Genomic DNA, 25,014 nt, shown 5'->3' on the forward strand with positions numbered 1-25,014 from the left:
CATATGAAGGAACCACGTGAAGGAATCTCATGACGAGAGGGGTAACCAAAGTGACTGGTGTAATGTGGGTGCAAGCGATCGGTATTTTGATTGTGTTTTTGGTGTTCGTCGGGCTGATGATGACGCGCAAAATCCCGGCAATTCTGGCGCTTCCGCTGATGGCGATCCTGTTTGCGATCATCGCCGGGGTACCATGGAACTCGAATAATCCCGATACGACAAGCATTGCCAAAACGATCCTGGCGTCCGGCTCGATGCGGCTGTCCGGGGCGATTGCCGGCCTCGTGTTCGGCGCCTGGTTCGGACAAATCTTGAACAAGGTCGGCATTACCAAATCGATTATCCGCAAGGCCGCCGAGCTGGCAGGGGATAAGCCGATGCTGATCGCGATTCTGTTTTTCGTGACCGCGTCCATTATTTTCTCCGCCGCAGGCGGGCTGGGCATGGTGATCCTGGTCGGTACGATCGTTATTCCGATCATGCTGACCGCCGGCATTTCGCAGTTCGTTGCGTCGATCGTTGTGCTGTCCGCGGTCGGGGTGGGCGCACTTTTCAACGTATCCAACTGGGCTGTGTATGTTGATGTGCTCGGACTCTCGGTTGAGCAGATCGCGGACTACACGATGGTGGCCGCGCTGCCGCTGATCGTGCTGTCCCTGGCCATGATCGTGTTCTATATCCGCAAGGACGGCAAAGGCCGCAGAGCGTGGGCGATGCCCGCAGCTACCGGCGGTGACGGCAAGAAAGTGCCGACCTATGCGCTGATCAGCCCGCTGGTGCCGGTTATTCTGGTGTTCGCTTTTAAAATCGATATCGTTCCCGCCGTCATCATCGGCGCGCTCGTCACGATCCTGCTGGCCTGGCCGAAGCGCCCGATCCACGTGCTCTCCAGCGCGCTGATCGAAGGCATCCAGGACGTCGCCGGCGCCATGGCACTGATGATCGGCATCGGCATTCTGCTTAATTCGGTTATGGCGCCGCAGGTTTCGGCGCTGATTTCCCCGCTCATTGAGGCGGTGCTTCCGGGCAATCCGATCATGTACATTCTCTTCTTCACTATCCTGTCGCCGCTGGCGATTTACCGTGGTCCGCTCAACGTATGGGGTCTAGGCAGCGGCATCGCCGCCCTGTTCGTGACGGCAGGTATGACGCCGGTCGCTGCCATGCTGGCGCTGCGCGTGGTCAGCAACGTGCAGGCCGTGTCCGACCCGACGAACTCGCATAACGTATGGGTTTCGGATTTTACGAAGACCGACATCAACGAAATCTTGAAGAAGACGCTGCCTTGGATGATGGTCGCCGTCCTGATCTCGATGATCATCGGTGCATTCATGGTATTTTGATAAAGACGGCTTTTACGGATGATTCCGGGCGGGGAACGGACTGCGCGGCTTGATGCGGGCCTTCCCCTGTCCTGACTTCAGGAGGGTAACATGGAGAGAAAAAAAGTAAGGGTAGGCATCGACGTCGGCGGAACGTTTACGGACGCGGCCGTCATCGATAACGAAACGTTTGAAGTCATCGGCAAAATGAAAATCCCGACGACGCACCATGATGAGGACGGTGTGGCGAAAGGGATCGTGCAGATATTGAACCGGATTCTGGAGAGCCAGGGCATTCTCCCGGAGGATGTCACATTTATCGCCCATGGGACAACCCAGGCGACCAACGCCCTGCTCGAAGGGGACGTGGCCAGAGTAGGCATCATCGGTATGGGCACGGGACTCGACGGCATGAGCGCAAGGTCCGAGTCCAATCCGGGGGATATTGAGCTGGCGCCAGGCAAGTTTTTGAAAACATATCATACGTTCCTCGACTCCAAAAATCTCACTGACGCAGACATTGAAACCGCCATCGACGCCCTGGTTCAGCAGGGGGCCGAAGTCATCGTCGCCTCCGAGGCGTACAGCGTCGACGATCCGACCAATGAGCTGCGGGTCATTGAACTGGCGAACCGCAAGGGCATCTATGCCACCGGCGGCCACGAAATTTCCCAGCTGTACGGGCTGAAGACGCGGACGCGGACGGCGGTCGTTAACGCATCCCTGATTCCGAAAATGATGGAAACGGCCAACATGACCGAGAAGTCCGTCAAAAACGCCAATATCCAGTCCCAGTTGATGATCATGCGCTGCGACGGCGGCGTGATGAGCATCGATGAGGTACGGAAGCGCCCGATTCTGACGATGCTGTCAGGCCTCGCGGCCGGGGTGGCGGGCGCTTTGATGTATGAGAAAATTTCGGACGGCATTTTCTTCGAGGTCGGCGGAACGAGCGTGGACATTTCCGTCATTAAAAACGGCAAGGTCATGATCCAGAACGCCCAGGTCGGCGGCCACCGCACGTACCTGCAGTCGCTGGACGTCCGCACGCTCGGCATTGCCGGCGGCAGCATGATCAAGGTGTCCGGCGGCAAAATTACTGACGTCGGCCCGCGGAGCGCGCACATCGCCGGCAAGGAGTACGAGGCGTTTGCACCGGCGGACGAAATCGTCAGTCCGAAAGTGAAATTCGTCAGCCCCCGGGAAGGCGATCCGGCCGAATACGCCATCTGCGAGTGCGGAAATGGACGGGAGTTCTCGTATACGCTGGCGGGTGCAGCCAACATCCTCGGCTACGTGCCGGAGGGCGACTATGCATATGGTAACAAGGAAGCGGCAGTAAAAGCATGGGAAGCCCTTGCCGCACACGTCGGTCTGAGCGTGGAGGAAGCCGCGCGCAAGGTGATGGACATTGCGATCGATAAAACGATGAAAACCGTAAATGAAATGATCCAGGATTATGAGCTGGACCGGGCCTTTGTTACGCTCGTTGGCGGTGGTGGCAGCGGGGCGGTGCTGGTGCCGGCGATGGCCGAACGGGAAGGCTTTAAGAGTCAGATCGCCAGCAACGCGCCTTACGTCTCCACGATCGGGGTGGCGCTGGCCATGGTCAAGGAACAGCTGGAGCGGACCGTCGTCAATCCGACGGAAGAGGATATCAAGCGGATCCGGGCCGACATCGTGGAGCGGATCGTCCAATCGGGAGCCAGCGAGGAGACGGTTGAGGTTACGATAGAAATCGACAGCCAGAAGAACATTCTGCGGGCTATCGCAACCGGCTCGACCGAGCTGCGCTCCAAAGACCTCGGACAGCAGGCGATGCCGCTGGAAGAAATGACGGCGGTCGCGGCCAGCTCGGTCGACCAATCGCCGGAGAACACCCGGCTGGCGGCACAGAGCGGACGGTGGAGTCTGTTCGAAGCGGAGCAGACGAAGAAGTCCCTGTTCGGCCTGATGAAGAAGAAGGTCAACTACGTCGCCGTGCTGGACCGCGAAGGGGTTGTCCGCTTCAAGAAGAGCGGCGTCCAATTTACGAAAGTGACGAAAGCTGCGGCTGATGACCGGCTTAACGAATTTCTGGACGACAATACGATCTACTCTGACGCCAACGCGACGATCCCGAAGGTGTTTGCCTTTTATAAGGAGAAAATGCTGGATCTGACCGGCATGCAGACGAAGGAGCAGCTGCTGTCGATTCTCACGCTTGAAACGGAGATGCTGAAGTCCGAGGACGAAATGATCGTCATTGCGTACCAATAGAACAGCTAAAGAGATGAAGAGATAGATCAAGGTTAGAACACGAGGAGGGGGATGAAAGGCATGCCGGAGTTCCAGGGATACGGTTTGAATGTTCAACAACTTGGACTGACCGATGAGCTGCTCGCCCATGCGGAGCTCACCAAGGACCCGCTGTACCGCAAAATTCCCCAGGACCGCCTGGCCTATTATGTGGACAGGTCGCTTCAAAGGGGCAGGGAAGCGGCACAGGCCTGCCGGGGCATGTCCATCCGCGAGCTGTACCGCAGGGAAGGCCTCCGCTACGAAATCACCGACCGCTCCGGTACGTTTCATCAGCTCTCTCTGCGGGCGCAGATCGATTTTAACAAAACACCGCCGGAGGTGGTCGTTTACGCCGCATCTCTTCGCGGTATGGCGGATGCATACCGGGCGGTCATGAGCCCAGGAGAACAGGCAAATCATTCGGCGGACGCGAAATCAGGCCCAGGCAATGCGCTGCAGCCGTCAGAGCGCACGCCAGATCCACATTCGGAGCGCCCACCCGCCCCTCAGGACGATGAGCTGGAGCGGCTGGTCGATATCCACCTGGCGCATGAATTTTTTCACTATGTGGAGTACCGGGCCGGGCAGTTTACGAACGACATGCTGGAGCCGGTCGAGGTGTTCCGGCTGGGCAGGAGGCTGGTGAAGCGCTCGAGCGTTGTTCAGTGCAGCGAAATCGCTGCCCACGCCTTTTGCAAGGAGATGATGGGCTTGCCTTTCCTGCCGAACGTACTGGATTACGCCTTCCTGATCCAAACCGGTTCTTTAAGCGAAGAAGCCTTTTACCGGGAAGTCGAGGCTTGGAAGAGCGGCCATGCGGCGGCGTTGTGACATCGTTTTCTAAATACCTTCCCTTGTATGATATAATGGGGTGTGCTAGCGGGGGTTACCGGAGTAGCTATTTTCCCACAGGTAGGTCAGGAGGAGGTCACATGTCTTCACAGGTTCCGGCCGTCATCGCCAAAATCGTATCGCAAACCCAAAAGTTAACCTACGGCGAAAATCAAATCGCCAACTTTGTCATTCATAATCCGGAGTTTATTACCCGCAATACCATCACGGCGATTGCGAATGAGATCGGCGTATCCGAGACGAGCATTAACCGCTTCTGCAAAAAGGTCGGCTACAAAGGCTTCAACGACTTCAAGATTGCCTTTGCCCAGGACGCGTTCTACCGGGATATGCAGGCGAAGAAGAAGGAAAGACGCGAGATCAATCCCATTGATGCGCTCGCTTTGGATTATAATGAGCTGATCGTGAATACATCCGCGCTCGTGACGGAGGAGCAGCTGAACCAGGTCGTGGATCTGCTGAAGAATGCCCGCCGGATCGTGGTCATCGGATTGTTCGATTCGTTTTTGGCGGCGATGGCGCTACGTAACCGGCTGGCGATTATCGGCGAGATGGCGGAAGCCATCAATGACAGCAGGGAAATGAAGATCGCCGCCTCCCAGTGCGGTCCGGACGATGTGGTCATCGCTTTCTCCCGTTCGGGTTCAACGAGGGAAATTATCGATGCGGTATCCATCGCGCGGGTCAATCAGGCGAAGGTGATCGCGATCACCTGCTACGACGCTTCGCCAATTACGGAGAACGCGGCCGTCGATATTATTGTCCCGGATAAAATATCCGTCAATAACAGCGCCTTTATGTCCAATCATATTACGTTCCTGTTCGTGGTCGATCTGATCATGAGCGTGTTTATTTCCTCGGATAAAAAGTATTTGAAAAAGAAGCTGGACAGCGAAGGCCTTCTGGCCAGCGACCAGTCGATCACGAATTATTTTTTGTAAGAAGAGCGTTTCCTGCCGGAGGGCAGGGGGCGCTTTTTTTGTTGGCTTACGGTCAAGTCCCGGAGAGCGCTGTCATATACATCTTTACGGATTCATCTTCGATCCTGCGGATGACGCCAAAGTTGTGCGCAAAGCCGCAGAATGGGCGATTGGCCGTGGAGACGGGTCCCACTAGAATGGGGTTGTAAACTTACAGGTGGTTCCCACCGGGAGGAGATTGGTATGAGCAAAAAAATGCGTTTTGCCATTATTGGAGCCGGCGTGATCGCCCCTCTGCACGCGAGAGCCATCGTGAGCCATCCGGAAGCGGAGCTGGCGGCGGTCGTAGACGCCGTTCCGGAAAAAGCGGCAAAAATAGCAGAGGAATTCGGAGCGGCCCACGTATATACGGATACCCGGCAAATGCTTCAGGAGTGTGACGTGGACGTCGTCTGCATCTGCGTGCCCAGCGGAGGCCACCGGGATGCAACCGTCGCCGCGGCGGAGGCAGGCAAGCATGTGCTGTGCGAAAAGCCTCTCGGCATTACCAAGGCGGACATGGACGAGATGATCGAAGCCTGCCGGAGCCATGGCGTCAAGCTGGCCACCGTATTCCAGAAACGCACCACACCGCATGCACTGCTGACCAAGAAGGCCATTAACGAAGGCAAACTTGGTAAATTAGTGCTGGGTGACGCCTACTTGAAGTACTACCGCAGCCCGGAATATTACAAAAGCGCCGGATGGCGCGGAACTTGGGCCATTGATGGAGGCGGCGCCCTCATGAATCAGGGGGTGCACGGCATCGACATCATCCGCTGGATGATGGGGGAAGTAGACAGCGTCTTTGCCTATACGGCTCCGTTAATTCATGACATTGAGGTGGAGGATACAGCGGTTGCGGTTTTGAAATATAAGAATGGGGCGTTTGGGGTCATCCAAGGAACGACGTCGGTTAATCCCGGCCAGGAGCCGCGTTTTGAAATTCACGGTGAGCACGGGACGATCATTTACGGAGACAGCGGTTTTAAAGTATGGAAAACGGTTGACGGTGATGCAGCCCCGCTCGTGTCGGAAGGCTCCGCCGAAGGCGCGGATGACCCGAATGCCATTTCTTCCGACGGGCACTACATTCTGATCGACGACCTGATTCAGGCGGTGCGGGAGGATCGTGAGCCGCTCATCTCGGGAGAGGAAGCGAGGAAATCGGTAGACCTGATCCTGGCCATTTACGAGTCCTCGCGTACGGGCAAGGAAATCAAACTGTAGGAAGAGGCGATGAACGGAAATGAGTACAGAAGAGCTGAAGATCGCAATCATTGGGCTGGACACGTCGCATGCGCCGCTCTTTGCCGAGCTGCTGAACAATCCGGATCACCCGCACCATGTGCGCGGCGGGACAGTGACGGCCGCCTATCCGGGCGGATCGCCGGATTTTGAACTGAGTATCGGGCGGGTGGACAAATTCACGGCTGAAGTCAGGGACAACAGCGGCGTCCCTATTGCCCAGAGCATCCAGGAGGCAGCCGAAAACGCCGATGCCATCCTGCTGCTCTCCGTGGACGGGCGCGTGCACCTGGAGCAGTTCCGGCAGATCGTTCCTTATGGAAAGCCGGTTTTTATCGACAAGCCGTTTGCCGTCACGACCCGTGACGCCAAGGCGATTTACCGGCTGGCACAGGAGCACGGAATTCCGCTTATGAGCTGCTCCTCCGTCCGCTGGTCGGAAGGCCTGGGCCGGGCGCTGGACTCAGCCGGTCAGGGGAACATCATCGGGGTGGATACCTACGGCCCCATGGAGCTGCAGTCCACGCAGCCGGGCTTTTACTGGTACGGCATTCATGCCGCCGATATGCTGTACCGCAGCATGGGCAAAGGGTGTAAAGAGGTCACGGTCACCACGAATGCCGACCATGATCTGGCCGTAGGTGTATGGGAGGACGGCCGGGTCGGAACGCTGCGCGGCAACCGGAAGGGCAACCGCCGTTTCGGAGCGTTGATTCACCGTGAGCAGGGGACTGAACATGTCGACGTGTATGCGGACGGCAAGCCGTATTATGCCAGCATGCTGGAGGAAGTGATCCGCATGTTCCAAACGGGCGCGGCTCCGATCGACATGACGGAGACGCTGGAAGTCATCGCGTTTCTGGAGGCGGCCAACGAAAGCCGGGAGACCGGCAGAACCGTGAAGCTGGATACGGGCATCAGCTCGGTTGCCAGCTCCTGATTTTGCCGCTTGCTTCTTGCGGCGTGGTAAAAGCCGTCCAGGTTCTCCCGGCTCGGTGTCATAGATACTGCTGCCGCATCCCGACTATGACGGTTGGACGAAACGCACCCTGGGAGTCTATAACGGGTTATCTGAAACATGCAAGAAGATGTGCAATGATCTGATTTTGCACAGACGATGAATCATGGTGATGAAAGGAGGGGAAGGGCGACATGAATGCGGCTTTTCAACTGGGCGTCATTACCGACGAAATCTCCCAGGACATCGCCGATGCGATCCGCATAGCCCGCAGGTACGGGCTGGCCGCGCTGGAGCTGCGCTCCGTGGACGGAGAGCAGCTGTACCGGCTGAGCGATTCACGCATAGAGGAGATCGGTGCGGCGATCCGGGCGGCTGGCCTGAAGGTCAGCGGCTTATCCGCCCCGGTGTTTAAATGCAACCTCCGGAATACGGAAGAGGTAGCCGAACACCGGGGAATTTTGACCCGTTATGCGGAATTGGCGCAGCGGCTCGGCACCCGGCATGTCCGCGGCTTCAGCTTCTGGGCCGAGGGCCCGCTGGAGGAGGCATTCGACGATATTGTCCGGGAATTAAAGGGCGTGGTGCCGATCCTGGAGCAGCATGGCGTCATTTACGCGCTGGAAGCGGATCCGGCGGTCTACGCCTCCAATGCGGCTAAAGCCGCAGCTCTGATCCGGGCGGTGGATTCGCCTTATGTTCAAGGATTGTATGACCCGGGCAACGACCTGTGGGATCCGGACCAGGAGGTCCCTTATCCTGACGGCTATGATGCTTTGGAGGGGCGGATTTGCCACATCCATCTGAAGGATGCGGTGAAGCAGGGAGATCATACCGAAGCGGTGGCGATCGGAAAAGGTCAGGTGGATTACGCCGGCCTGCTGCGCCGCCTGGTGGAAGAGGGGTATGACGGCTATTTGGTGGTCGAAACCCACTACAGGCTTCAGTCGAGCCTGACGGAAGAGCAGCTCAAGCGCCCGGCCGGATATGCTTTTTCCGAGGGAGGGGAAGAGGCGACGATCGACTGCCTGAATTCCTTGTTTGAGCTGCTGGAGCGGAGCTCCATTTCAATTAGCAAGCAATAAGCAAGAGCGGTTCGTAAATTAATGGAGGAGGAATGATCATGCCCAGTCCCCGTTTGGCGGAGAAAAAGTGGTGGAAGGACCGTCTTCAGGTCCGGCAGTACGCGTCGAGAGACGAGATGGGAAGAGCGGCGGCAGCCGATGTCTCCCAAGCAATGAAGGCGATCCTGGCGGACCGGGGCAGCCTGCGGATCGTGTTTGCCGCGGCTCCGTCGCAGAACGAGCTGCTGGACTACCTCGCAGCGGATAAAGATATCGAGTGGAGCCGGGTGACCGCGTTTCACATGGACGAATATATCGGACTGGACGACGATGCTCCCCAGCGGTTCAGCACTTTTCTGGATAACCGGCTGTTCTCCCGGGTCCGCCCGGGAACCGTCCACCTGATCGACGGCTCCGCCGATCCCGCTGCGGAGTGCGAACGGTATGCGGCACTGCTGCAGGAGGCCCCAATCGATATCGTCTGCCTCGGCATCGGGGAGAACGGCCATTTAGCTTTTAACGATCCGCCGGTGGCCGATTTCAACGACCCGAAGACAGTAAAAATCGTCGAGCTCGACGACATGTGCCGGGAACAGCAGGTTCGGGACGGCTGCTTTGACCGGTTCCGGGAGGTGCCCGAAACGGCGATGACGCTGACAATTCCTACGCTTCTCTCCGGCAGCCGCCTGTTCTGCATCGTGCCGGGCCCGACGAAGCGCAGCGCGGTGACGCAGACGCTGGAGGGACCGATCACGACCGCCTGCCCGGCCTCCATTTTGCGGGAGCACCCGAACTGTACGTTATACCTGGACCGGGATTCGTATGGAGGCTGACCGCCGCGGCATGGAACCTACGGCAGCAGGCGGCCGTGACGCCCTGACCCGGCTGGAGGGCATTCATGCCCTGACCGGGGAGCATATCCGGCTCACCCTGGCAGGCGGGGTGATTGCCGGGTACGAGGTGCTCGGGACACCGGAGGAGGCGGAGATCCGGCGGGTTGCCAGGGCACAGACGGGCGGGCAGGAGCTGCCCCTCATCGGACCCGGACTGGTGGACCTGCAGATTAACGGCTACGCAGGGCTGGATCTCAACACCCATCCGCTGCAGGCGGACACCGTCCGGCAGTTAAACGAGAGGCTGTGGGCGGAGGGCGTTACCTCGTATTTGCCCACGCTGATTACGAACAGCGATGAAGCGCTGCGCAGCGGACTCGGCACGATTGCCGAAGTGTGCGAAACGGACCCCAATCACAATATGGCGGGAATTCACCTGGAGGGGCCGTTTATCTCCCCGGAAGACGGGCCGAGAGGGGCCCATGACGCCCAGTATGTCAGGGCGCCGGATTGGGGATTGTTCCAGTCCTGGCAGGAGGCTGCCGGAGGGCGGATTCGGATCGTCACGGTATCGCCGGAGTGGCCGGAGGCCGTGGATTTTATCGAGCGGTGCACGGGAAGCGGCGTGCTGGTCTCGATCGGCCACACTGCGGCCAACTCGGCCCAGATCCAGGCGGCCGTTCAAGCCGGGGCGCGCATGTCCACGCATCTGGGCAACGGCGCCCACCCGGTGCTGCCCCGCCACCCGAATTACATATGGGATCAGCTGGCGGAGGAGCCCTTGTGGGCGAGCGTGATTGCGGACGGCTTTCACCTGCCGGACGCTTTTCTCCGCGTTGCCGCCAAGGTGAAGGGCGAGCGGCTGATCCTGGTCAGCGATGCCGTCAGCTTCGGCGGGATGCCGCCCGGCACGTACGACACGCATATCGGCGGCCGCGTCACGCTGACGCCGGCAGGGCGGCTGCACCTGGCCGGGCAGCCCGCGCTGCTTGCGGGCTCGGCGCTGCCCATGACCGCCGGCATCGCGCACCTCGCGGGGCGGGGCATCGCCAGCCTCGGCGAGGCATGGGCGATGGCCTCGGTGCGCCCCGCGGGTCTGCTGGGCCTGCCCGCGGCCCAGGGCCTTGCGCCCGGCGCGCCCGCGGACGTGGCGCTCTTCACCAAGGATGCGGCGGGCATCCGCATCCTTCGCACCTATAAGCGCGGGCAGCTGAAGTACGACGCCCGCGATGCGCAAGACGCCGGCACCATGGGATGACGCCCGCGCGGTGCAAGCTCTCCATCGCCACACGATAGCTCCAGCACCACGCGCCGTAGCCTCTACACGATAACGCCCGCAGGATGCACGCTGCTGCTCTCTCTACCTGATGACACCCGCGCGATACGCGATGCACTGCTCCACACGATATGCCCACACCACACATCGCGGCCATCTCCACCCGATGACGTTCGCACCATGAGTCATGGCCATATCTTCCCGACGATGTACTCACCTCGCACCATACCCCTAGTCCACGCACCACGCACGCATCGCTGGCCAATACTCAGTCCCAAGCTTAGCGCGGGCTGAACCAAAACATAACCCCCACCCGGATACGCAGACCGGGTGGGGGTTTTTACTTACCCACATGTGATGGCGGCAGGCCCTGCTGAGGTTCGGCTACCGTTCATGCCATTAATCTTTATGCACCGTAACTCCAACCTCGACCCAGCGGAGTGGGCGGAATCGATCTGGAGAAGCGAAGCGGTCGCCTTTGTCTTATCCAGCCCCAAGCTTAGCGCGGGCTGACTAAAACAAAACCCCCACCCGGATACGCAGCCCGGGTGGGGGTTTTTACTTTACCCACATGTGATGGCGGCAGGCCCTGCCGAGGTTCGGCGGCCGTTCATGCCATTAATCTTTAGCACCGTAACTCCAACCTCGACCCAGCGGAGTGGGCGGAATCGATCTGGAGAAGCGAAGCGGTCGCCTTTGTCTTATCCAGCCCCAAGATTAGCGCGGGCCGAACCAAAACATGAACCTCCACCCGGATACGCAGCCCGGGTGGGGGTTATTTACTTACCCACATGTGATGACGGCAGGCCCTGCCGAGGTTCGGCGGCCGTTCATGCCATTAATCATTATGCAACGTAACCCCAACCTCGACCCAGCGGAGTGGGCGGAATCGATCTGGAGAAGCGAAGCGGTCACCTTTGTCTTATCCAGCCCCAAGCTTAGCGCGGGTTGCCCAAAACATGAACCCCCACCCGGATACGCAGACCGGGTGGAGGTTTTTACTTACCCACATGTGATGGCGGCAGGCCCTGCTGAGGTTCGGCTGCCGTTCATGCCATTAATCTTTATGCACCGTAACTCCGACCTCGACCCAGCAGAGTGGGCGGAATCGATCTGGAGAAGCGAAGCGGCCGCCTTTGTCTTGTCCAGCCCCAAGCTTAGCGCGGGTTGCCCAAAACATGAACCCCCACTCGGATACGCAGACCGGGTGGGGGTTTTTACTTACCCACATGTGATGGCGGCAGGCCCTGCTGAGGTTCGGCGGCCTATCATGCCATTAATCTTTATGCACCGTAACTCCAACCTCGACCCAGCGGAGTGGGCGGAATCGATCTGGAGAAGCGAAGCGGTCGCCTTTGTCTTTGGATTTCACCCTTGTTATGTTTCCGGTCAAGAAATCCAAAGACAACAGCGATCGGAAGAACGATCCGTACACGGAGCGTCCAATCGAGCATCGAAGTACCAACGAAGAACGATCCGTACACGGAGCGTCACTCGAGCACCCGAAGTACCACGAAGCATCAGCAAGCATCAATGCCAACGAAGCGTCGACCCGAGCGCCGAGGTAACAGCTTTATTATGAGCTGTCATTTACCGGACGCCTGCCTGCACCACGCTGCTCACACCCAGCCTGCCCGCCATCACTCCCCTCTACGATGCATATTTGCGCCGATACTCCCCAGGCGTAATGCCCGCATGGCGCTTGAACATGCGGATGAACGAGTTCACGTTGCGGTAGCCGACCCGGGCCGCCACGTCCTGGATGCGCAGATCCAGGTTCTGCAGCAGCTCCTTGGCAGTACGGATGCGGAGGTCGTTCAGATAATCGCTGAAATTGACACCCGTCTTCTCCTTGAAGTACGTCGACAGATAGCCGGACGTAATGTTCAGCTTGTCGGCCATCATGTCGAGGTTGATGTCCTCGTCCAGATGCGTGCACATATACTCCGTCACGAACGATGTGATCGGATCATGCTCCTCCGTCTTGCGCCGGATTCCCTGCAGCACAGGGTGCAGCAGGTCCGCGAACCAGCGCTCGTACTGCGCCCGGCAGTAGAAGCGCCGGGTCTCCTCGAGCGCCAGGCGGCCGCCGGCATCGGCCGATGCGGCCGCGGGAATCTGGCGCAGCGCTTTATCCAGCTCGCCCGCCACATCTTTGGCGAACTGCCGGTAGTCGCTGGCCACCGCCTGCTTCTTCTCGAGCTGGTCCAGGCTGCGCCGGACCCACTCCTGCATGCCTTCCTCGCTGCCGCTCATCAGGCGGGTCTGGAACTCCTGCTCCCACATCGCTTTGAGATAGCGCTCGCCTCGCGCTCCGCCGTCAGGGGCGTCCGGCCGAATCCACTGCGTTTCATCCACCAGGCGGCGCAGCTTCAGCCGCTCCTGGACCTGCTCATACGCAGCCGTGAAGTCCGCCCCCGCCGGCTGAACGGCTCCATGGGCCATCGTGACGAGATAGCTGTCGCGGTCCACGGAGAACACCTGCAGCAGCCGCTGCATGTATGGGGTGAGATCCGCTTCCGGATCGGGCAGGAACAGCAGCGTCAGGATCTGATGGGGCTCAGTCTGGATCGTGACGGCATCGGGAAAAGCCTGACGCCATACATTGTCGACGTACACGCGGAGGTAATAAGAGCCTTTACCCGTTTTCTGCTGATAATGCTCGAAGGCATCCTTAAACAGCACCTGGTAGACCACCACCACGTAAGGCAGGCTCGTATCGGTCAGCTCCTGGATCTCCTTCAGGTTCATATGGATGTTCTTCAGCTTGTTGGTGTAGGCGTAATGCCGGAGCATGGAGTTTTTGCGTGCCAGATCGCGCGAAATGCTTTGGTGGGAGATGCGCATGTGGTGCATCTTTCGCGTGATCAGCTCGATTTCGCGAACGGGCTCGTTATCCGTGCCGCTGCCTGCGTCGGTCTCGTAGCCCTTCAGTTCGTCGACGATGAGCCGAATCGGCTGGTGCATGCGCCGGCTGAACAGGAAGGTGAGCACGATCAGGACGCCGACGATGGCGAGCAGCGACAGCAGGATCAGGTTCAGATTGAGGAGCTGGCCGGAAATGCTCTGGACCGGAACCCGGCTGACATAGGTGAAGCCCGTGCCGGCCCCCTTTTTATAAAAATAATAGTAATCCTTCGTTTGCATATAGGAATGGCCCGGGTCAAACGAAGTGACGAGACCCGAATTGATGTCGGCCGACGTCTGGTAGAGCGGCTGCCCGTCAGCATTCAAAATATAAAACTGGTCGCTGATCGACACATGCAGGTCCTGCGTCAGCTTTTGGGCATCGATCATGACGATGAAGTACATGTCGCGGTAAGGCATCATTTTAATGATCATGGGCATCAGCACGCCTTTGGACACGGTGTGGCCCGCCGTGTTCTCGGTAAAGGCGGCAGCCGGAAACACGCGGTAGGCGTACGATTCGTCAAACTGTCGGTCCCAAAACTCCGGCGGGTAGGAAGGGCTAATGTAATACGTGCTAAACATCGCATTTGCGCTGCTTGTCCCGTCCTTCTCGATGACGTAGGCGTCGCTGCGGAAGTCAATGATGAGGTTGTCAATATAAAGGAAGGGATTCGTGTACAGCTGCTTCATCTCGGCAATGACGTCGTTGACGTAGCCGTAAGCCTTGTTGACTCTGGCATGCCGGAGCAAATTGATGTGGGTCGCCCAGAGGCTGTTCTGGTTCAGACCGAGCACCATTTCCCGGGTCAGCCGAAAATGATCCTCATAGCCCTCCACCGCGTGATTAATGCTCAGCTCGTTGTACTTGACGATCTCCTGGTGGATCTGGCGTTTTAAATAGAAGAAGGAAACCAGGTTGAAGGCGGCAAGAAGCAAGATGACGGCCAGAAATCCAAGCAGCAATTTTGTGAAAAGCGTCGTATACCCCAGTTTTTTCGTCAGCATGAGTGACATCTCTTGAACACCTCCGGCAGTGTGCGCTCTGTTACCTATATAGATTGAACTAAAGTTTTGCATTGAACTTCCTGTTATAACGGCCCAATAGATGCCTAGAACATTCCTTTCTTTAGTTCAATCTATGTATATCATAAGATTTATTTTCGCATTCAAACAATATTCACCTTTTCGGGTATCTCTACAATCTTCCGGCTGACCCCGGAAAAAGGGGATATCCTCACAAACGTGCAGATTTATTTATGGAGAAGCGTTCAAGTATGATTCGGGTACAGGGTTTCACGGCCCATGACCAAAGAGGGAGGTGCGCATGTGGGTGAAACAAGCACAATCGGAAGTGTCGGGAATCGTTGAAGCAGGCCTGCCGGGCCTGAACGTAAAGCGCCGCAGCGGCATGACCATGCAGAGCAGGCTGAAGCGGGCCTGGAGACGAAGCAAATACTTATGGCTGCTGTTTCTCCCGTGCCTGCTGTATTACGCAATTTTTAAGTATGCACCGATGTTCGGCCTCGTGATTACATTCAAAAACTACAACGTGTTCAAGGGCATTTGGGCGAGCGAGTGGGTGGGCTTCAAGTATTACCGGATGTTTTTCGAGAACCCGGATTTCTGGGTGCTGATGAAAAACACGGTGCTGCTCGGCGTTTACAAGCTGGTCTTCGGCTTCCCGGCGCCCATCATTCTGGCCCTGCTGCTGAACGAAGTCCGGAATGCCGTGTTCAAAAAATGGGTGCAGACCGTCAGCTATCTTCCGCATTTCATTTCCAACGTCATCGTGGCCAGCATGGTGATCATGTTCCTGTCCCCGAATGGGGGGATCATCAATGAGCTGATTACCGCGCTCGGCGGCAAGCCGGTCAACTTCATGATGGAGCCGGGATGGTTCCGGCCGGTCTATGTCCTGTCGGAAATCTGGCAGCACATCGGATGGGAGACGATCATTTTCCTGGCGGCGCTGACCGCGGTCGATCCTCAGCTGTATGAAGCGGCCAGCATCGACGGGGCGAACCGGTGGCGGAAGCTGTGGCATGTGACGCTGCCCGGCATTGCCCCGACCATCATGATCATCCTGATCCTCGATATCGGGAAGGTGCTTGAGATCGGCTTCGAGAAAGTATTTCTGATGTATAACCCGGCCATTTACGACACGGCGGACATCATCAGCACTTATGTGTACCGGGTCGGGATGGAGCAGGGGAACTTCAGCTATGCCTCTTCCATTGATCTGTTCATGGGGGTCATCAGCTTCATCTTTATTTTTTCGGCCAACTTTATCAGCCGCAGACTGGGGGGAACCAGCCTATGGTAAGTGCAGGGGAGGTGCGCGGCCGCCGCAGGATCAGCCTGTTTACCATCGTCAATACGCTGATTCTGCTCGGTGTCGCCGCCGTGACGCTGTATCCGTTCGTTTACATGCTTGCGGTTTCGCTCAGCGGGGACGTGTACGTCATGAAGGGAGAGGTCACGCTGTGGCCGAAAGGCTTTAATCTCCGGATGTACGATCTGGTGCTGGGAGACCCAAAAATTTGGTCGGCCTACCGGAACACGATCATCTACACCGTGCTGGGCACGGCGATTGCGATGATCATTACGTCCATGGGCGCTTATGCGCTGTCCCGGAGCGACATGACGTTTCATAAAGGCTTTACGCTATTGATCGTGTTTACGATGTTCTTCAGCGGGGGCATGATCCCGACGTTTCTGGTGGTCCGCTCGCTCGGGCTGGTCGATACGATCTGGGGCATGGTACTGCCGGGAGCGGTCAGCACGTGGAATCTCATTTTGATGCGGACGTTCTTCAGCGGTATTCCGAAGGAGCTGGAGGAATCGGGACGGATCGACGGGCTGAACGACATCGGCATCTTCTTCCGCATCATCGTGCCGTTATCCAAGCCGGTGTTCGCTACGATCTCGCTGTTCTATGCGGTAGGCATCTGGAACAACTTCATGAATCCGCTGCTGTATTTACGCAATCCCGACCTGTTCCCGCTTCAGGTCATCCTCCGCAATCTGGTGCTTGCCGGAAGCGTCAGCTCCGGGCAGGTAACGCAGATCGGCGGGGACAACATGGTGGTCGAGGATTCGCTGAAGTTTGCGACGATCATGGTATCCACCATTCCGATCCTGATCATATATCCGTTCGTCCAGAAATATTTTGTGAAAGGATCGATGATCGGCGCGGTGAAGGGATAACTGTGATGTTCCAATTTTGATCAAAGGGGCGAAACGAATGAAGAAAAGAAAGATCGCTTCAGCGCTGCTGGCCGCACTGCTGATCGTCATTGCCGCAGCCGGATGCACCAGCGGGAAGAAGGAAGAGACGAGTACGACACCAAATGCCGGAACCGGGGGACAGAAGGAGACGGTCACCTTAACGGCTCTCCTCGACAACAATGCGACCTTCCCGTACAGCAAGGATTGGCCGATCTGGAAGTGGATTCAGGAGAAAACCGGGGTCACGCTGAACGTGCAGACGCCTTCGGGCAAGCTGAGCGACACGCTGAACCTCGTCATGGCCTCGGCCAATCTCCCGGACCTCATGTATATGTCGAGCCGAAGGGACTCCAACAAATACGGGGACCAGGGCGCGCTGGAAAACATTTTGGACCATGTCGACCAAATGCCGAACCTGAAAAAGTGGATGGAGCAGTATCCGGAGGAAGCCAAGGCCGCGCTGTCTGCGGACGGCAAAATGTATATGTTCCCGAACCAGGGCTTTGGGGAGACGAACCGGATGATCTGGCTGTACCGCGAGGATGTGTTCAAGAAAAACGGACTGCAGCCGCCTAAGACTTATGAGGAGCTGCACCAGGTACTGAAAAAGCTGAAGCAGCTGTACCCGGACAGCTATCCGCTGTCGATGCGCTTCGGGCAAATTCCGGATGAGATGTACGCCAACCTGACGACCAACTTCGATACGGGCACGGACGTGTATTACGATTTTGACGACAACAAGTGGAAGTTCGGACCGACCGAGGACAACTACAAGAAAATGGTGGAGATGTGGCATACCTTCTACGAGGAAGGGCTGATTCCGCCGGATTTCCTGTCGATCCAGACGAAGCAGTGGCAGGACGTCATGTCCACGGGCCAATCCTTTGTGACAATCGATTACATCAGCCGCGTCGACTTCTTCAACAACGCGATGCGCAAGGATAATCCGGAGTACAGCCTGCAGTTCATGGCGCCGCCGGCCGGACTGCCGGGCATGAAACAGCTGAATCCGTATTTCCACTATCTTGAGGGCGGTCTGACCGTTGCCTCGAGCTCCAAGCATAAAGACGAAATTATGAAGTACATGGACTTTTTCTACAGTGAAGATGGGCGAAACTTAAGCAGCTGGGGCAAGGAAGGCGAGACTTATACGGTGGAAAACGGGGAAAAGAAATTTAAGCCGGAGTATACCGACGTGACGGAAATGCGGAAGCAGACCGGTCTGCAGACGAGCGGCACGTACACGTGGATCGACTTTAACGCGCACCTGTCGCTGTTCTCGGACGATTTGAAGAAGGCCTATGAGGAAGCGGCCAAATACGATCCGCCGGCGATGCAGCCGAAACCGGCCTTTACCGACGCGGAGAACGAGGTGCTGTCGGTGACCGGGCAGGCTGTGAAGAAATACCGCGAAGAGAATTTCTCCAAGTTCGTCCTGGGCACGCGGAAATTAAGCGAGTGGGATAAATATGTGGAGGAAATCAACGGCCTCGGCGTCCAAAAGCTGATCGACACCTATACGGCGGCGCAGCAGCGGGTGGAGCAGGCGAAGCTGGAAAATAAATAGGAAGGCGCGAGGCTGCGCCGATTCTCTGAGGCACCTGGCTAACGGCCGGGTGCTTTTTTTCTGCATTTGAATGCAAGGCAATTTCCCTATCGCAAAAGGGCGGATGCCGATATTCCATCCCTAAGGTTTTCCAAATTCCTTGACAGGATACAATATCTGTAATATAAATGATCTAGTTATTTAGTAAATTACTGATTTAGTAAATTACTAAATATTAATCGGGAAAGTGAGATGAATCGGATGGATAAAAGCCGCAGGGCAGAGCTGATCGCCCAATACAAAGAAATGAAACCCCAAATGGGCGTATATATGCTCAAGTGTGTCCCTTCCGGACGCATCTATCTGGGTTTTACGCAAGATATGAAGAGCATGCTGAACCGGCATCAGTTTATGTTGAAATCTGGCCTGCACAAATGCAAGGAGCTGCAGCGGGAATGGAACGAATACGGGGAGAGCCAGTTTGAAGTGAAGGTTGTGGACACGCTCGCCTACGACAAGGATGAGTCCAAAACCGACTATACGGAGGACCTGGAGCTCCTGCGCGACATCTGGAAAGATAAATTAGAAAATGTGGAGATGATCTAACCATGAGGATCCCAACAACGTTAAAACATAAACCGGTCATCGTTTCCGAGAATTACGAAAACATCGACGGCAGAAAGGCGTACAGCACGGATGCCAAGGGATTGTCCCTGGGCCTTGCCCAGTGGAACGAGCGCGGAAAGGTGGACATTTCCGCCAAGGTATGGCGTTATACCGGCGAGAAGTGGTCGCGCCAATCCGAAGAGCTTCCGATGCATCGGGTGCTGGATCTGGCCATTCTGATCCTGCGCAGCAGCGCTTACTTCAGCGAGGCGTACCGCTATCCCAAGCTGTATGACCCGGAAGAGGCGACCATCGACCGGGTAGGGGTGCAGGGGGACGCCATGGAAGTGGCGGTATGCACGGACAATCCGATGATCGACGAGGATATCAAGCTGTTTGCCCAAGCGCTGAACGAAGACGGCGAGCTGCTGGGTGAGCGGTTCCGCATTTTGTCCCGCCTGCTCAAGGACATGGGATATTGAATGAGCATGCGGAAACCTTTCAAATGGATGATCATTAAAGGAGATGGTTTTACATGAGTTCTACCGAGCAAGGTTTAAAAGGCGCCTCCGGTGCCGTGCCATCCGAGAGGCCGGGGCCGGGTGCTCCCGAGAAGAAGGATACGGTACTGCGGGCCATGATCGCCTTCCTTATCCCCCTTATTCTGAGCAACGCCCTGCAGTCCGTCGGCCAGCTGGTCGGCAGCATCGTCGTGGGGCGCTGGATCGGGGTTGAGGCACTGGCAGCGATATCCGCGTTTTTCCCGTTATTTTTTCTGGTCATATCCTTTGTGATCGGGATCGGCTCGGGCAGTGCCATTCTGATCGGCCAGGCTTACGGTGCCCGCAACGAGGAGAAGCTTAAGGCGGTCGTCGGCACGACGCTGACCTTCACGGTCATCCTCGGCATCGTCCTGGCGGTGCTGGGGGGCATCTTTACCGAGGACATTTTGCTTCTGATCGGAACCCCGTCCAACATCATCGACATTTCCGTACATTATGCCCGCATCATGTTCTGGAGCCTGCCGTTTTTGTTCCTGTATGCAGTCTATACGACATTTATGCGCGGAACGGGCGATTCGAAAACGCCGTTTTATTTTCTGATCGTCAGTACGGCGCTGAACCTGATTCTGCTGCCCGTGCTGATCTTCGGCTGGATCGGGCTGCCCAAGCTCGGCCTGTACGGCGCGGCTTACGCGAATCTCGTCTCCACGATCGTGACCTTTATCGCGATGCTCTGGTATCTTCGCTGGAAGAAGCACCCGCTGCAGTTCGACGCTTCGGTGCGGAGGCACCTGGGGATGGACCGGGAAATGCTGAAGCTGCTGCTTCGTCTCGGCATTCCGTCCAGTATCAGCATGATTCTGGTGTCGCTGTCCGAGATAGCGGTCATTATTTTCGTCAACCGGTTCGGCTCGGACGCAACCGCCGCCTACGGCGCGGGGAACCAGGTGGCGAGCTACGTCCAGATGCCGGCGATCAGCTTGGGCATGACCGTATCGGTGCTGGGAGCGCAGTCGATCGGGGCCGGTCAGCTGGACCGGCTGAAACAGGTCATCCGCGTGGGCATTATGCTCAACTATATCATTGGGGCCATCATCATTATCCCGGTGTACCTGTTTTCGGAGCATATTTTGTCCTGGTTCATTACGAGCGGCGATACGCTGGACATCGCCCACCGGCTGCTCATGATCACGCTGTGGAGCTACCTTATCTTCGGCCATACGCAGATTTACGGGGCGACGATGCGGTCCAGCGGCACGGTGCTGTGGCCGACGGTCTTCAACATCGTGTCGATCTGGTGCGTAGAGGTCCCTGTGGCCTATGTGCTCTCGTACCACACAAGCCTTGACATCGAAGGCATTTGGATCGGATATCCGGCGGCGTTCATTGCCAGCTTCATTCTGGTGTACAGCTACTACCGCTTCTCATGGAAAAAGAAGCAGATTACGCGGCTCGTTCACTAGCAGGGAGTACTTCAGAACTGCGGAACCTGGAATAACCAAGGGGGGACCGACATGAAGGGGAAAAGGCTAGCGTTATCGCTGATCATCGCTTTTGTGGCTGCGTACATCGGATTTGGGGCTTGGATCGCCCATGATACGAAACGGATATTGGTGGCAGCCATGAGCGGGGATCCGGGCTATACCGAATACATGGATGAGGCTGTCTATCATGACATCCATCCGGTCCAGCGAGGCATGACGGACAAGGATTATGCGTATGACCCCGCCGTTCACTACATCGGCTTCGTCTTTCCGCTGCATTTCTTCGGCGTATCTCTGGCTTATGTGACCCAGCAGTATACCGGTGAGCATTTCGGGTTCAGGGAGCCGGTCCGGCTGACACTCCAACTCAAATCCGGCAAATGGTATGCGACCGGTGCATCCATTCAACCTTAAAAATAAATCAGATGGTTAACTATAATTGAAGGGCTGCTCGAACGGGGCGAAGATGACCGTGGAAGCAGCTCTTTTTTTGTATTAAAAAATTTTTTTGAATATTTTTTTGCTTCCGTGTCGATTTCGCCGACATGCATTCGTCGAATTAATGTAAAGACAAAAAACAGGTGAAAGGTTGTTGAACAATATGGGAGCACAAATGAACGCTTATCTGATGTCGGTGGATGCAAGAAGCCAGGCGAATTACTATATCGAGGCCCTCGGCGGGGAAATCCAGTTTGTCAGTACATACGGAGACGCGCCCGGAGCGCCTGAGGCGATGAAGGATAAAGTGATGCACTTGGCGGTAACGGTGGCGGGAACGAATCCGTTGATGCTGTCCGACGCGTTTGAACCGGTTTCGTATAATCGCAGCGTCAGTCTTTCTTTAACATATACCGATGAGGAGGAAGCCAGAGCGGCCTATGCCAAGCTGAGTGAGGGCGGAGAAAGCAAATATCCTTTTGCCCTTCAGCCATGGGGCGCTTATTATGGTGAGGTCATTGACCGGTTCGGTGTAACGTGGATGATCACGAAATTGTAATGGCGGGAACGAAACCCGGCAAATATAACGATGGGAAGCAGCAGATAAAGCAGTTCAAGGAAGGCAGCCGCCATGAGGATCGGCTGTCTTTTTTTGCTGCAGTGAACAGCCGGGAACCGTTGATCAATCGGCGTCAAACTTACCTTTTTTCCCCTTCGTTAAGGGAACGAAGGGGTTCCAAAAAGCCAAAAAGTAAGTTTTTTTAAATTAGTGGGTTGTAAAAACTAACTAAGTATTGTATTATGACTTACATAGAAACGAGCACAACTGGTGAGCGCTCAGCAAAGCAGATCATGACGAGAAAAAAACAAGTAAGAGCTTCATTTGAGAAGGGATGGATCATCCGATGATCAAGGAAACGTTCGATGCGTTAATTATCGGCTTTGGCAAAGGCGGAAAAACGTTGGCCCCCTTTCTGGCCGAGCAGGGATTGAAAGTCGCCGTCGTGGAAAAGTCACCTCTGATGTATGGCGGAACCTGCATCAATATCGGCTGCATTCCCACAAAGGCGCTGGCCTATCAGTCGCATATCGTTTCGCAGGAGGAAGGGAACGGTCCGGAGTCCCGGCAGGCGAAGTATGCGCGCGCCCTTCAGGAGAAAGATGAGCTGGTTACCCTGCTGCGCGGCAAGAACTTCAATAACCTGAACAGCCATCCGGGGATCACGGTATTGACAGGGACGGCTTCGTTCCAATCCCCGCACGAAGTTCGGGTGGAAACGGAAGCTGGGAGCATCCTCGCCGAGGCCGAGCGGATTTTCATCAACACGGGGGCAAAACCGGTCCTTCCCGACATTCCCGGGATTGACGGAGCTCATGTCTATACGAGCACGGAAATGCTGGACTTGGCGAAGCTGCCTTCCCGGTTGGCCATCATCGGCGGCGGCTATATCGGCCTGGAATTCGCCTCCATCTATGCAGGCTTCGGCTCAGAGGTGACTGTTCTTGAGAATGGCGGCGTATTTATGCCGAGAGAGGACCGGGAGATTGCCGAAGAGGTCAAAAAGGTGCTGGAGGCCAAGGGCATCCGCTTTCGGCTGCAGACCAAGGTGTCCCGGATTGCGGAACAAGGGGAATCCGTTCAGCTGCTGCTGTCCACACCTGACGGTGAGGACACACTCCAAGCGGATGCCGTACTGGTCGCCACCGGAAGACAGGCCAATACGGACGGGCTGAATCTTGAAGCCGCAGGCGTTGAAGTGACGGAGCGAGGTTTCGTCCGGGTCGACGAGACGCTTCAGACCACTGTGCCGCATATCTGGGCGATCGGCGACGTGAACGGCGGCCCGCAGTTTACGTACATTTCGCTGGACGACTACCGGATTCTCAAGAATCAATTGTTCGGTGACCGGACGCGTACGACCGGCGACCGGCGATTCGTTCCTTACTCCGTGTTTATCGATCCTCCGCTGGCCCAAGTCGGGTATACGGAACAGGAGGCGCTGAAGCGGGGGCACACCGTGAAAACGGCAAAATTACCTGTTACCGCATCGACGAGGGCACGCCAGCTGAAACAGACCGAAGGTCTGCTGAAGGCGGTCGTCGACGCCGAAACGGACCGTCTGCTCGGGTTTACTATGTTCGGTGCGGAGTCCAGCGAGGTTGTGAACATCGTGTCCGTGTTCATGCAGTCCGGGCAGCCGTACTCCGTACTCCGCGATACCATTTTTACGCATCCGTCGATGGCGGAGACGATCAACGACTTGCTCGGCGCGATCCAGTGAGCTCTTCTACGAGCTCATCGCTTACATATTGACGGACACAACGTCACTCAGCTTAACACGATAAATCACATGTATAAGGGAGAGAACAACCATGACGAAAGTAAAAGAGACGATGAAAGCTGTAGGCCTGTATAAGTATTTACCGATTGATCATCAAGAAAGCCTGATTGACGTCGAGCTGGAAAAGCCGGTGCCGACAGGCAAGGATTTGCTGGTGAAAGTCCAAGCCATCTCAGTGAATCCTGTCGATTATAAAGTCCGTTCGCCTAAAGACCGCGTGGAGAGCGTGCCAAAAGTGCTGGGATGGGACGTCGCGGGCGTCGTCGAGCAGGTAGGTCCGGATGTGACGTTGTTTAAGCCGGGCGATGAAGTGTACTATGCCGGCAGCATTACGCGTCCTGGCGGCAACAGCGAATTTCATCTGGTGGACGAACGCATTGTGGGCAAGAAGCCATCGACGCTGGATTTTGCACAGGCGGCGGCGCTGCCGCTAACGACCATTACAGCCTGGGAAAGCTTGTACGACCGGCTTGGAGTCTCCAAGAACCAGGCGGACAACACCGGCAAAACCATCCTGATTATCGGAGCAGCCGGCGGGGTCGGATCGATTGCGACACAGCTCTCCAAATATTCCGGCCTGACGGTCATCGGCACGGCTTCCCGCCCGGAATCGGCCGATTGGGTGAAAGGGCTGGGGGCGGACTACGTCATCAACCATTTTGAAGCATTCCTGCCGCAGCTTAAGGCGGCCGGCATCGAGCAGGTCGACTACATCCTCTGCTTGAACAGCACGGAGAAGCACTGGGCGAACATGGCGGAAGCGATCGCGCCGCAAGGCAAGATTTGCTCGATCGTAGAGACGGATGAACTGCTCAACCTGACCCTGCTCAAGAATAAAAGCGTCACGTTCGTATGGGAGCTCATGTTTACCCGTTCCACGTACCAAACGCCGGATATGATCGAGCAGCACAAGCTGCTGGACGAAGTCGCACGCCTCGTGGACGAGGGCGTCATCCGGACCACCACAAGCGAGACGCTGACACCGATCAATGCCGCCAATCTTCGCAAGGCCCATGCTCTGCTGGAGACAGGCCGTACGGTGGGCAAGGTCGTACTGGAAGGATTCTGACTGGAGCCGCGCGGGGGCCGATTTGCGTGAAGCGGTCATTTGTGGCACTGTAGGATTAGAAGGCAGTACCACATTTGAGGCAAAGATACACGGGGG

General features: G+C 56.7%; 21 protein-coding genes. 20 read left to right on the top strand and 1 reads right to left on the bottom strand.

The features are described 5' to 3' along the window. The first annotated feature begins 50 nt into the window (after positions 1-50). The 10 genes from KI379_RS22095 (at position 51) to KI379_RS22140 (ending at position 12,360) form a co-directional block, all read left to right on the top strand. A complete protein-coding gene (locus KI379_RS22095) occupies positions 51-1,343 on the top strand; it encodes a citrate transporter (RefSeq protein WP_244879402.1) in 1,293 nt (430 codons plus the stop codon). A 90-nt stretch (positions 1,344-1,433) separates the two neighbouring features. Further along, positions 1,434-3,581 carry a hydantoinase/oxoprolinase family protein gene (locus KI379_RS22100; protein WP_212984929.1) on the top strand — a complete coding sequence of 716 codons (2,148 nt, stop codon included), beginning with the start codon at positions 1,434-1,436 and terminating at the stop codon, positions 3,579-3,581. Positions 3,582-3,641: 60 nt separating this feature from the next. Then, a complete protein-coding gene (locus KI379_RS22105) occupies positions 3,642-4,433 on the top strand; it encodes a hypothetical protein (RefSeq protein WP_212984930.1) in 792 nt (263 codons plus the stop codon). A gap of 101 nt (positions 4,434-4,534) precedes the next feature. Next, positions 4,535-5,395: a MurR/RpiR family transcriptional regulator gene (locus KI379_RS22110; RefSeq protein ID WP_145138815.1), complete on the top strand. Its 861-nt coding sequence runs from the start codon at positions 4,535-4,537 to the stop codon at positions 5,393-5,395. 222 nt (positions 5,396-5,617) lie between these two features. Then, positions 5,618-6,643, top strand: coding sequence for a Gfo/Idh/MocA family protein (locus KI379_RS22115; protein WP_076172984.1), 1,026 nt, complete (start codon positions 5,618-5,620; stop codon positions 6,641-6,643). Between the two features lie 19 nt (positions 6,644-6,662). Further along, the gene (locus KI379_RS22120; protein ID WP_212984931.1) at positions 6,663-7,601 is read left to right on the top strand and encodes a Gfo/Idh/MocA family protein; all 939 of its coding nucleotides are present in this window, start codon (positions 6,663-6,665) and stop codon (positions 7,599-7,601) included. Between the two features lie 212 nt (positions 7,602-7,813). Next, positions 7,814-8,704: a sugar phosphate isomerase/epimerase family protein gene (locus KI379_RS22125; RefSeq protein WP_212984932.1), complete on the top strand. Its 891-nt coding sequence runs from the start codon at positions 7,814-7,816 to the stop codon at positions 8,702-8,704. A 38-nt stretch (positions 8,705-8,742) separates the two neighbouring features. Beyond that, entirely contained in the window at positions 8,743-9,516 is a 774-nt protein-coding gene (locus tag KI379_RS22130; RefSeq protein WP_089549246.1) for a glucosamine-6-phosphate deaminase, read from the top strand. A 10-nt stretch (positions 9,517-9,526) separates the two neighbouring features. Further along, on the top strand, positions 9,527-10,774 hold the full coding sequence (locus tag KI379_RS22135) for an N-acetylglucosamine-6-phosphate deacetylase (protein WP_244879403.1): 1,248 nt from the start codon (positions 9,527-9,529) through the stop codon (positions 10,772-10,774). 1,397 nt (positions 10,775-12,171) lie between these two features. Then, positions 12,172-12,360 (top strand): hypothetical protein, encoded by a 189-nt coding sequence (locus KI379_RS22140; RefSeq protein ID WP_212984933.1) that lies wholly within the window; start codon positions 12,172-12,174, stop codon positions 12,358-12,360. 82 nt (positions 12,361-12,442) lie between these two features. Here the strand turns inward: KI379_RS22140 and KI379_RS22145 are convergent, their stop codons facing one another. Next, positions 12,443-14,707, bottom strand: coding sequence for a helix-turn-helix transcriptional regulator (locus KI379_RS22145; protein ID WP_212984934.1), 2,265 nt, complete (start codon positions 14,705-14,707; stop codon positions 12,443-12,445). 403 nt (positions 14,708-15,110) lie between these two features. Between KI379_RS22145 and KI379_RS22150 the strand changes: the two genes are divergently transcribed. The 10 genes from KI379_RS22150 to KI379_RS22195 all read left to right on the top strand — a co-directional run bounded on the left by KI379_RS22150 (position 15,111) and on the right by KI379_RS22195 (position 24,918). After that, on the top strand, positions 15,111-16,025 hold the full coding sequence (locus KI379_RS22150; protein ID WP_089550423.1) for an ABC transporter permease: 915 nt from the start codon (positions 15,111-15,113) through the stop codon (positions 16,023-16,025). Next, a complete protein-coding gene (locus tag KI379_RS22155) occupies positions 16,019-16,909 on the top strand; it encodes a carbohydrate ABC transporter permease (protein WP_076172615.1) in 891 nt (296 codons plus the stop codon). The genes KI379_RS22150 and KI379_RS22155 overlap by 7 nt, the downstream gene beginning before the upstream one ends. Before the next feature lie 37 nt (positions 16,910-16,946). Continuing rightward, complete coding sequence (locus KI379_RS22160; RefSeq protein WP_076172618.1) at positions 16,947-18,497, top strand: extracellular solute-binding protein; 1,551 nt, start codon at positions 16,947-16,949, stop codon at positions 18,495-18,497. Positions 18,498-18,737: 240 nt separating this feature from the next. Further along, positions 18,738-19,082, top strand: a complete 345-nt coding sequence (locus KI379_RS22165) for a GIY-YIG nuclease family protein (RefSeq protein WP_076172621.1) — start codon at positions 18,738-18,740, stop codon at positions 19,080-19,082. A gap of 2 nt (positions 19,083-19,084) precedes the next feature. Beyond that, positions 19,085-19,564 (top strand): DUF6530 family protein, encoded by a 480-nt coding sequence (locus KI379_RS22170; RefSeq protein WP_076172624.1) that lies wholly within the window; start codon positions 19,085-19,087, stop codon positions 19,562-19,564. Between the two features lie 155 nt (positions 19,565-19,719). Further along, complete coding sequence (locus KI379_RS22175) at positions 19,720-21,048, top strand: MATE family efflux transporter (RefSeq protein ID WP_244867494.1); 1,329 nt, start codon at positions 19,720-19,722, stop codon at positions 21,046-21,048. Positions 21,049-21,099: 51 nt separating this feature from the next. Next, positions 21,100-21,483 carry a hypothetical protein gene (locus tag KI379_RS22180; protein WP_212984935.1) on the top strand — a complete coding sequence of 128 codons (384 nt, stop codon included), beginning with the start codon at positions 21,100-21,102 and terminating at the stop codon, positions 21,481-21,483. A 187-nt stretch (positions 21,484-21,670) separates the two neighbouring features. Beyond that, positions 21,671-22,066: a VOC family protein gene (locus KI379_RS22185; RefSeq protein WP_212985146.1), complete on the top strand. Its 396-nt coding sequence runs from the start codon at positions 21,671-21,673 to the stop codon at positions 22,064-22,066. 346 nt (positions 22,067-22,412) lie between these two features. After that, complete coding sequence (locus KI379_RS22190; protein ID WP_089550422.1) at positions 22,413-23,789, top strand: FAD-dependent oxidoreductase; 1,377 nt, start codon at positions 22,413-22,415, stop codon at positions 23,787-23,789. Between the two features lie 91 nt (positions 23,790-23,880). Next, positions 23,881-24,918, top strand: a complete 1,038-nt coding sequence (locus tag KI379_RS22195) for a zinc-binding alcohol dehydrogenase family protein (protein WP_244879404.1) — start codon at positions 23,881-23,883, stop codon at positions 24,916-24,918. Positions 24,919-25,014: the final 96 nt, after the last annotated feature.

It is taken from the genome of Paenibacillus cineris (genome assembly GCF_018333335.1).
Taxonomy (GTDB): Bacteria; Bacillota; Bacilli; order Paenibacillales; family Paenibacillaceae; genus Paenibacillus_AQ; species Paenibacillus_AQ favisporus.